This window comes from Pseudoalteromonas sp. TAE79 (assembly GCF_000498015.1).
In the GTDB taxonomy this organism is placed as follows: domain Bacteria; phylum Pseudomonadota; class Gammaproteobacteria; order Enterobacterales; family Alteromonadaceae; genus Pseudoalteromonas.
In genome coordinates this window covers 1-7082 of sequence record NZ_AUTL01000082.1, presented here as the reverse complement: position 1 = coordinate 7082, position 7082 = coordinate 1, and the positions used below count along the sequence as shown (strand labels likewise).

Sequence of the window (7082 nt, the reverse complement as noted above, 5' to 3'; positions counted from 1 at the left end):
TGCAATAGCAATCGCACCATCCACATAAATAGCCAAGTACGCGCCAGTTTCGACCACTATATTTGTTTTACCTATATTCAAAAATGAAGTTGATAGAAGTGAGGTTGTGTCTTTTAAAAAAATACGTGTAGGCGCTGTCACTCTGTATTGTGTTTCCAGCATACTTAACTGCAACTCATCGTAATAATACATTCATTTTGCTGCTTTGCATTGTGAGTGTTATTGGGTAATCAATAAAATCAGCCACAATATTTTCAGGGGCTATATCAACTAAATCTTTTGTAGTCCAAGGGAGTGACTGAATTATTTCTTCATCGCTGAGATTTGGTTTATCCATTTGCACTATTTGATAAAAATAGTGCGGTATAACTAAATTAACGGCACAAATATCAGTAGAAACCTCATTTGTACAAGCAACAATTGCAGCGGTATAATCAGTTTGCTCAGACACATTAACACTGTGAGAACTGTGAACCATCCATCGGTCGCTTTGTTTTTTTAAACATACTGCGTTAACAGTATCTGCGTAAGTTGCAACACCAATAGCTGTATTTGGATCTAAACTACGATTTAACCACGAAAACAGCTTTTCTTTCATATAGCTACTAATGTTAATTATGTATGAAATAAGTGTCGTACATTTTAACTACTTTGCCGAATTGAAAACCAAAAAAATGCATGAAACATTCAAAATAGATGAAAATAACCAAATACAACAAATAGATAGCTCGTTTCTAAAAAAGAGAAATATTTATTTAGGTATAAAACGTGATGATTTGCTTCATCCGTTAATAAGTGGCAATAAATGGCGTAAATTAAAATATAATTTAGCGTACATGCAAAAGATAAATAAGACAGAACTTCTGACTTTTGGTGGTGCATTTTCAAACCATATTCACGCCTGCGCAGCTGCGGGAAAAGAATTTAATATAAAAACTCACGCGATTATCCGCGGACCAGAACTTGATAACAACAATCCAACAATTCAGTTTGCAAAACATTGTGGTATGAACCTACATGTTGTTAATCGTATAGAATATCGAAAACGTCACGACACCGAATACCTTAATGCTCTGCAAGAGCGTTTTCCAAACGCTTATATCATCCCTGAAGGTGGTACAAATGAACATGCTTTATTAGGGTGTAAAGAATTAGTACAAAGCTTACCCGAACATAGCTACTTAGTTTGTCCTACAGGTAGTGGTGGCACGCTTGCTGGACTAATAGAAGGCAGTGGTTCAACAACACAAGTTATTGGTATAGCGGTATTAAAACAAGCTGAATATTTAAATGAAGAAATAAAAAAGCTGAGCGCTAAAGCTAATAACCAAACTAACTGGCAATTACTCACAGAGTTTCATGATGGGGGTTATGGTAAGTTTTCACCTGAGTTATGGCAGTTTTGCCAAGATATGAGTCACACTTATAATCTGCCACTTGAGCCTATTTATAGCGGAAAAATGATGTATGCATTGTGGCAGCTTATTGAGCAAGATTATTTCCCATCTGGGAGTAAAATTATTGCTGTTCATACCGGCGGGCTTCAAGGATTAAATGGGCTTAAATATAGAGGGTTAATCTAGATCTTAATTAAATACCGCTTGCGTAAACTCTTGAAGCGGCTCTGAAAAATAAAAACCTTGAGCTCCTATCACTCCCAATTTGGTAAGCGTAAGTAGCTCTTTTTGAGTCTCTACGCCCACCGCGTATACGGGTAGATTTAAAAGACTAGCGGCTTCGACTATCCTTTTTATTTTCTTTTGATTTTGAGTTTTTTCATCTAATAAATGAACCAGTTCGTATGATAACTTAAGCCCACATACTTGGTTATAATCAACTAGCATGGCTACTTTCTCACTGCTTTTTACATTATCAATCACAATGTGTGAATGCCCTTTTTTAATAATATTAAGTGCATTAGTTATCGACTCTCTGTGAGTAAAAAATTCTGCCTCACTTATTTCAAATTGTAATTTAGTATTTAACTTAAGCCCTGCCATTTGATTGGCTAACCACTCCCAAAATACAGTATTAAACCAATTTTTAGGGTGTAGATTTACACTAACAGTTAAAGCCGAAGACTCACTGAGCATTAGCTTTTTGACTTGTGTTATTACAGCTTTATCTAATATTAAAGCGTCTTGATCACTATAAACCTGCTTAATAAAATAACGAGCGGCCAGTAAACCAAGGTGGCTATGCCTAACCCGAATAAGAGCTTCATGCTGCAGGATATCTCCACTAGAGAGTTCAAATACAGGCTGAAAGAATAATATAAATTTATTCTTTTTAATGTTTTCTATAACCTGTTTGCTAGAGAGGTGTTTTTCTTGGCTGTGATTTAACGTTAAACGGTGGCAATGCTGCAATAGGCTGCTTTGTGATAGCGCGAGTGCTGATTTTGCTAGCTTATAAACCGCCACTTGATCAGCGCCTAATTGATAATCACACGCACCTATTTTAATATTTTTATGAGTAATATTTTTTTGATGATTTTGACATATTAAAAACACATTTTTATGGAGCTTTTCAACGTAGCTATTCAACTCGCTAATAGAAATGTTTGGTAAGGTAACCGCTAAGTAATTAGAGTTTAGTACTTTTACCGACACATCCTTAAGTTCGGCTAATTTTTTAGTAATTAAGACTTTAAAATTGGCTTCTATATCCGTTTTTTTATCAAAGCTACAATCACACTCAATAAGTAAAAATAAGTTATGTGATGCAGTATTAACTCCACACAAAGAACTTAAATCACATTTTTTTGCCTGTTCGATTAGTTGAGTATTTTTATGCCTTTGTTGAATAATTTTAGTCGGCTGTATAACTGTATTCTTAAGCATTACTTTACGGTTTACTTTTAACAGGCTCCACCAGCGATAAGACCAATTAGCAGCGCCTAATATAATCAGATTTAAAAATATAAATAAGTAGCTTTGTGTTACCCACACTGGATAGTGATAAAGGCTCAAACTTAACGTTTTAAAAGTAAAAACTTCGCGTTCTAAATTTACTAAGTTCCTAAAGTGATCTGAAGAATTTTGCACCCCCAGCTTAAAGCCTTCATTTTTAGCTAATGCGACTAACACTTCATTATTTATAGAGGGGGATAAATTTAATTCGTAAACACGCTTAACGAACTGCTGTCCAGAACCATGTGCTTTTTGATGTAATGCATCATTTAAAATGAAATTAAAACTAATAAGTATCACCAGAAACAGAACAAAAGAGATACCTTTGAAGTACTTTAAAAGCCAGAGTTTACTCTTTTGCATAGCCTGCCACTCGTTATATTAATAACTAAAGTGTTGTTCAATATCTATAGAAGCACAAGGTTGCAAACTAAGTTTAAACTTTTATTAATAGCACTAAACAAAAAACACTCAAATAAACGAGAGCTTACAAAAATAAACAGCTATGCCCTTTATTCTGTAAATAGATGAAAGCCATCGACAAAGCATTAAATCTCGTAACTCTTGTACTTTAGGGTGTGATTCATCTTCACTATCAGTTTGAGGTAAACCTTCAGGATTAAAAATTTTAACCTCAGCACCAAAGTACGTTAATAAACGTGCACTCTCCTCTATTACCAACTTGCTATAAGAACGCGCTCTTAATGATCCATATCACAATAAAATTTTAGGTTTGTGCTCAGAAAAACTAACGTTAAAATTTTTAGTATGTGGAACAACGCTGTGTGTTTTATTTGTATTTGGTAACCCATTAACTTCTGACATTTATAACTCAACCTTTACCAAATGAATATACGAAAAATCGAATGTATGAAATTTCACATACAAAAGCGCGTGAGTCAAATTCTATTTTATAAATTTTTTAAGTTATTAAAAAATCGGCTCAAGCCAATGGGAGGGATTGCGGTAGGTATTTGATAAAAATATTAAATTATATGTATAGCGCAACTATTTATTTAAACAGCGAATTATAGTTTCACGTAGTTTTTGTGTTTTAATGGGTTTTGCAACATGGGCGTTCATGCCAATAGATAAGTATCGTGTAATATCATCTTTCATAACATTAGCTGTTAAGGCAATTATTGGAATATTTGCGATAGTTTCATCACTATCATTACGAATAATTTGAGTCGCCTCAACACCGTCCATGATAGGCATATGAATATCCATTAAAATTATATCAAACGACTCTAATTTTACTGTTTGGATGCACTCTAATCCATTATCAACTAAGTAAACCTGAGCGCCGCTATTTTCTAGTATGTTGGTAACTATTAGTCGATTGATTGAATTATCTTCCACAACTAATACTTTTTAAGTAAAACCTCATGATCCCTTGTAAGTACAATTATATTATTGCAAAGCTGGGGATTAATATTATAAATACGCGTTAAAAATGTTTCACTACTCATCGCTGGCATTATCCAATCGACAATAATGACTTTAAATTTTTCTTTATTCTGTTCAATAATATCAATAGCTTGCTTAGCAGACGAGCACGCAGTACATACTAAACCCATAGCTGTAAGCTGATTTTCAATTACTTTAAGGTCATCTTCATTATCATCTATAATTAATACATCAAACGGATCAGTAAAGATTAGGTTAGCCGTATCATCAATCAACGCTTGGTTGTTCAATTTAACTTCCACCGAAGCAACAAACTCACTACCCACACCTTGAGTGCTGTGTACCGTTATATCACCACCCATCAATTGGCATAAACGCTTACTAATTGTTAAACCTAACCCTGTACCACCAAACTTCCTAGTTGTAGAACTATCTGCCTGAGTAAATGATTCAAATAAATCGGCAAGGCTTTGCTCGGCAATCCCAATACCGGAATCCTTAACAATGAAATACAAACAAACGCTCTTAGGATCGGCTAACGATCTTTTTGATTCTATTGATACCGATACAAAGCCCTGTGTAGTAAATTTAATTGCGTTAGAGCATAAATTTAGCAGTACTTGGTTTATTCGAACTACATCACCTATTAAATCGAGTTTAACCTCTTTACCAATGACAATATCAAATGTGATCCCTTTGCTTTGAGCTAGCTCATCAAAAGTTGCTTTGATGTAGTCAACAACCGAATTTACAAAAAAAGGAAATTCTTCAAGGTTAATATTTCCAGACTCAATTTTTGAAAAGTCTAAAATATCGTTAATAACTACAAGGAGTTGATCTGAAGAATATTTAATTTTATTTAAATAATGCTCATATTCCCCAGACAAACCTTTTTCGAGCAAAATGTTGGTTAAGCCAATAATCCCACTCATAGGAGTTCTAATTTCATGACTCATATTTGCTAAAAATTCAGACTTAGCGGATGTCAGCTTTTCGGCCTCGTCTTTGGCTTGCAACAGTTCTTCAGTACGCTGTTCAACGCGAGACTCTAATCTTTGCTTTTCTTCATCAAGTTCTTTTAAAAGTTGAATGCGCCGTTGATTTAAAAACAATACGAAAACTAAAAAGCTGCTAAGAATAAAAATAATCGCAGTAGCGCTGTAAATTAATGTTTTATTTTGCTCAAAATAGGTTGGCTCGTAATAAGATATGATCGACTTTTCTGGCAAGCTTTGTTGAGCTATATCGAACTTGTTTAATTGACGCCAGTCATAAGCGTAAACACTTAGCCCTTCACCACTGATTTCACTTAAACTTTTATTTTCATTGTATAAAATTATCGAATCGGCAATACGTTCGCCTATTTTTTCACCCGACAACACATACCCACCAACAACACCTGAGCCTAATAGTACTTCCCAATAGCTAAACACTGGCGCCGGACTTTCTTCAGTTAATCGCTCTACTAGCTGATAAGGACTAAGTGATTTATTATCGAAACGCCTAAAAATGGGGGTTAATAAAATAATTGAATCTGCTGGGGCATTTCTTACTCTGGTGAGTAATTCTGGTAATGGAAGATCAAACCACTTTTCTACATTTAAATACGAAAAATCACGGTTAATAACCGAAAATAGTCCTCGATGAAAGCTCATACCAATATCGTTTTTTGTATCTAAAATCACGATCAATTTTTTAGGCTTCATTAAATTAACAGCATTTGCTGTTGCTTGCGCATAATCTAATTTAGCTTGGATCACAGCTCCGCTAGTCTTTTTTGGTAGATTAAACTGGGTGCCGGCTCTAAGTATATTCGTGGAGCATTTATAAAAAAATCATCTAATTGAGATAGTAACGTCGCTGCAGATGGCGACTGAGTAACGATGATATCGATGTGCTTATTTTTATATTTTTGTTTGAGGTAGTCTTTCATTAACTGTTTTTGATTAACTTCATCAAAGCGATTTACATCCATATTTTCGACAAATAGTTCATAACTAAAAGAACGTTTTGTAAGCTCTGTACGCAGTCCAAGCTCAACACTTTTATACCAAGGCATATCTTGATTTGTTGAATTTATAAATAAAATATGAGTAACGTCTGAAGGAGGTTGAGCGTGTGAACTAGGGCTCAAGAATTGAAAAACAAGAAATAAAAATAAGATATTAGTTTTCATGTTTCTCATTGTGTAATCAGGGGAAAGTAGTTTAATGGTAAGTGTTAACGATATATATCAATTAAATACAAGATAAAATTTACTGTAATTTAACATTACCAACAATACTATTTCACTTTACAGCCTAATGAGGTCTTATATTGATAGTTTTTTGATTATCATCACAGCGCAATACGCATATCGAGTAGGGTGAGGCTTATGCCTCATCCCTCTCACAGAACCGTACGTACGGACCTCGTATACGGCTCCTGTACCCTTCACATTTTATCAACTTATTTCCTAAACGCTGATAAAGCAAGCCATCCCGTATTCACTTTTTCTATTGGATATAAACCAAGCTCCTCAAACCATTGGTTTGGCATCGATACACAAGATAAAGGGCTTAGTGAGTTACGCCACGAGTTCATCTTTATGAACTTAAACGGTGGCTTTTTCCCTAACTGCTTTAGTCGTCGATGTAGCCTTGATGGCTTCTTCCACAACCTCAGCTGTATTGCCCTTAGTCTTCGTCTGATCCAACCTGCCAAGGCTTTTAGCTCTCGCTTACAATTGGCTATACTAAAATAATTTACAAAACCGCGCAC

General features: G+C 34.7%; 8 protein-coding genes and 1 pseudogene. 1 reads left to right on the top strand and 8 read right to left on the bottom strand.

The window, feature by feature from the left end; translation table 11 throughout:
* Together L655_RS1000000127690 and L655_RS01000000125020 are read right to left on the bottom strand one after the other, a co-directional pair.
* Positions 1–192, bottom strand: a 192-nt coding sequence (locus tag L655_RS1000000127690) for a hypothetical protein (RefSeq protein ID WP_241764437.1), incomplete at its 3' end; no start/stop codon positions are given.
* The gene (locus L655_RS01000000125020) at positions 176–598 is read right to left on the bottom strand and encodes a hypothetical protein (protein ID WP_197098874.1); all 423 of its coding nucleotides are present in this window, start codon (positions 596–598) and stop codon (positions 176–178) included. The genes L655_RS01000000125020 and L655_RS1000000127690, both read right to left, overlap by 17 nt.
* A gap of 76 nt (positions 599–674) precedes the next feature.
* Here L655_RS01000000125020 and L655_RS0103925 point away from each other — a divergent pair, with 76 nt between their 5' ends.
* Positions 675–1583 carry a pyridoxal-phosphate dependent enzyme gene (locus L655_RS0103925; RefSeq protein ID WP_024604166.1) on the top strand — a complete coding sequence of 303 codons (909 nt, stop codon included), beginning with the start codon at positions 675–677 and terminating at the stop codon, positions 1581–1583.
* A 3-nt stretch (positions 1584–1586) separates the two neighbouring features.
* Here L655_RS0103925 and L655_RS0103920 read toward each other — a convergent pair whose 3' ends face one another.
* The 6 genes and pseudogenes from L655_RS0103920 to L655_RS0103900 form a co-directional block, all read right to left on the bottom strand.
* A complete protein-coding gene (locus L655_RS0103920; protein ID WP_024604165.1) occupies positions 1587–3275 on the bottom strand; it encodes an EAL domain-containing protein in 1689 nt (562 codons plus the stop codon).
* Positions 3276–3455: 180 nt separating this feature from the next.
* Positions 3456–3737: pseudogene (locus L655_RS1000000127685) on the bottom strand (NAD(P)H-dependent oxidoreductase); the annotation flags it as partial.
* Between the two features lie 183 nt (positions 3738–3920).
* The gene (locus tag L655_RS1000000127805) at positions 3921–4274 is read right to left on the bottom strand and encodes a response regulator (protein WP_241764436.1); all 354 of its coding nucleotides are present in this window, start codon (positions 4272–4274) and stop codon (positions 3921–3923) included.
* A 2-nt stretch (positions 4275–4276) separates the two neighbouring features.
* Positions 4277–6082 carry an ATP-binding protein gene (locus L655_RS1000000127800; protein ID WP_241764435.1) on the bottom strand — a complete coding sequence of 602 codons (1806 nt, stop codon included), beginning with the start codon at positions 6080–6082 and terminating at the stop codon, positions 4277–4279.
* Positions 6079–6498 (bottom strand): hypothetical protein, encoded by a 420-nt coding sequence (locus L655_RS1000000127510; protein WP_076915287.1) that lies wholly within the window; start codon positions 6496–6498, stop codon positions 6079–6081. Before L655_RS1000000127510 ends, L655_RS1000000127800 begins: the two co-directional genes overlap by 4 nt.
* A gap of 272 nt (positions 6499–6770) precedes the next feature.
* Positions 6771–7082: group II intron maturase-specific domain-containing protein (locus L655_RS0103900; RefSeq protein WP_024605253.1), on the bottom strand; the 312-nt coding region annotated here is incomplete at its 5' end.